Source organism: Catenovulum agarivorans YM01 (assembly GCF_000281085.1).
GTDB classification, from domain to species: domain Bacteria; phylum Pseudomonadota; class Gammaproteobacteria; order Enterobacterales; family Alteromonadaceae; genus Catenovulum; species Catenovulum agarivorans.
Window position 1 is genome coordinate 2,552 of record NZ_JH767550.1, and the last position, 2,007, is coordinate 4,558.

A 2,007-nucleotide genomic window follows, 5' to 3' on the forward strand; every position below is an offset into this window, starting at 1 on the left:
GGCATTGTTCGGGTCTGCTTCTTTTCGCTGTAAGTTTGCAGTTTGAAAATAGAGTAGGTAAGTTGCTAATTTGGTTTTGTGTTGTTAGCGAGTTAAGTTTTAAAGACTCAGCATTAGCTAACAATGCAATTAAGGGTGGACGCAAAAAGCTTGGCTGCGCTCGTTCCTCGCTAATTATAGCCAAGCTTTTATGCGCCACTTATTGCGGCGTTAGCCGTATTAATCAAACCTCTTGCATATAATTCAAAAAAGGTATAGTTTTTATGTCATGTATACTTTTGAATATGACCCCAATAAAAGCGAAATCAATCTCGTGAAACATGGTATCGATTTTGATGAAGCTCAAGAGTTGTGGAATGACCCAGATTTAGTTGAGATCCCTGCAAATACATCAGATGAACCTCGTTCATTGATAATTGCATACCACAAAGGCAAGTTTTGGTCCGCTGTAATTACTCACCGAACTCCAAATATTCGGATAATTTCAGTGAGGCGTTCTAGAAAAAATGAGGTTGAATTTTATGAAAGCTTCTGAATTTGAAAAAAAATTTGATGATGGTGACGATATTTTATCTAGCCTTGATCTTTCAAAGGCCAAACGCACGACACAGGAAACTAAGCGGGTTAATGTAGATTTTCCTACATGGATGCTTGATTCACTAGATCGTGAGGCTAATAGAGTGGGTGTCACTAGGCAGTCAATAATTAAAGTTTGGCTTGCTGAGCGTTTAGAGCATTTGCAAAGTCACGGATTTAAACACGGCTAACAATGCAATTATGAAGGGACGCAAAAAGCTTGGCTCGCGTCACTTCGTTCCTAATTTTAGCCAAGCTTTTATGCGCCCCATATTGCGGCGTTATACGTATTAATATTTGTGTTCTGGCTGAACTAACATCGGTCTCTATTGTCACAACCAATTCAATAAACCATCTAGTTTCAAGGAAATGCAGTGAAAGTATTAATTGGTGTTCTCTTATTTATCATGGCCGGGTGTTCAACTTTACCAGATACAAAGGAAGCTATTACTAAGCACGGAAAATATTCATATCACCTTTCGGGTAATGGTCCCTTAACTATTGTATTTGAAGCAGGTTTAACTGATAACATGACGACATGGGAACCTGTATTAAAAAACCTAAAAGAGAACAATAGGATCTTTGCATACAATCGTGCTGGTTATGGTGCAAGTCAAAGTAAAAATCTTCAAAGAGATGGGAGCACAATTATTAATGAGCTTCGAGAGCTTCTTGCCGTAGCAGATGTTAAACCTCCCTATTTATTGGTAGGTCATTCAATTGGCGGAACTTATATGGAACTCTACGCAAAAACTTTTCCAAAAGAAGTTTCAGGAGTTGTTTTAGTTGATGCCAAACCTGCTAGTTGGACTGCTGAGTGTGAAAAGTCGGGAGGTATAAATTGCGCATTACCAGTCTTGCCAGCTTGGGTGAAAATCATCTTACCGACTGTTGTAGATAGCGAAATGAAAGGTATGCCCTTAACTATGCAACTAGTAAACGAAAACCCCAATTTCCCTAATGTACCTTTAGTTGTACTGTCGGCGGGTAAAAGTTACTGGGGTAGTGTTGATAGCATGAGCGCCAAAGAAAAGGTAAGCTGGGAAACTGTTCAATATACCCAAAAACAGCTTTCAAATTTATCACCCAACTCCAAACAAATAATATGTGATATATGTGAACACTATATTCATCATGAAAACCCTAAATTAGTCACAGAAGCTATTCAGTGGATTTCTGAAGAATTAAGAGATATATCTAACTGAATGTTAATTTATAAAGTAATAATCGCGACGCTGCTTGCTATGCCTACTAAATACGTATAACAAAGCAATTATGAAGGGACGCAAAAAGCTTGGCTACGCTCATTCTTCGCTATTATAGCCAAGCTTTTATGCGCCCCATATTGCGGCGTTAACTAGCAGGTGTAAGCATATTGATCTGATCCAATAGTTTTGGACACCTCATTAAGTGAGTAGAATAACTCACAGA

The 2,007-nt window shown here is 38.4% G+C and carries 4 protein-coding genes; all 4 read left to right on the plus strand.

Annotated features, from left to right (window positions below; translation table 11 throughout):
• The coding region (locus tag WSC_RS25450; RefSeq protein ID WP_237716348.1) for a hypothetical protein at positions 1-242 on the plus strand (242 nt) is incomplete at its 5' end.
• A gap of 26 nt (positions 243-268) precedes the next feature.
• Positions 269-535, plus strand: coding sequence for a BrnT family toxin (locus WSC_RS0121400; protein WP_016958007.1), 267 nt, complete (start codon positions 269-271; stop codon positions 533-535).
• Positions 522-767 (plus strand): type II toxin-antitoxin system BrnA family antitoxin, encoded by a 246-nt coding sequence (gene brnA, locus WSC_RS0121405; protein ID WP_016958008.1) that lies wholly within the window; start codon positions 522-524, stop codon positions 765-767. Before WSC_RS0121400 ends, brnA begins: the two co-directional genes overlap by 14 nt.
• A 183-nt stretch (positions 768-950) precedes the next feature.
• A complete protein-coding gene (locus tag WSC_RS24545; RefSeq protein ID WP_016958009.1) occupies positions 951-1,781 on the plus strand; it encodes an alpha/beta fold hydrolase in 831 nt (276 codons plus the stop codon).
• Positions 1,782-2,007 lie beyond the last annotated feature (226 nt).

Coding starts and splice junctions, on each gene's coding strand:
- brnA (WP_016958008.1), top strand. CDS start 522: ATGAAAGCTTCTGAATTTGAAAAAAAATTTGATGATGGTGACGATATT.
- WSC_RS0121400 (WP_016958007.1), top strand. CDS start 269: ATGTATACTTTTGAATATGACCCCAATAAAAGCGAAATCAATCTCGTG.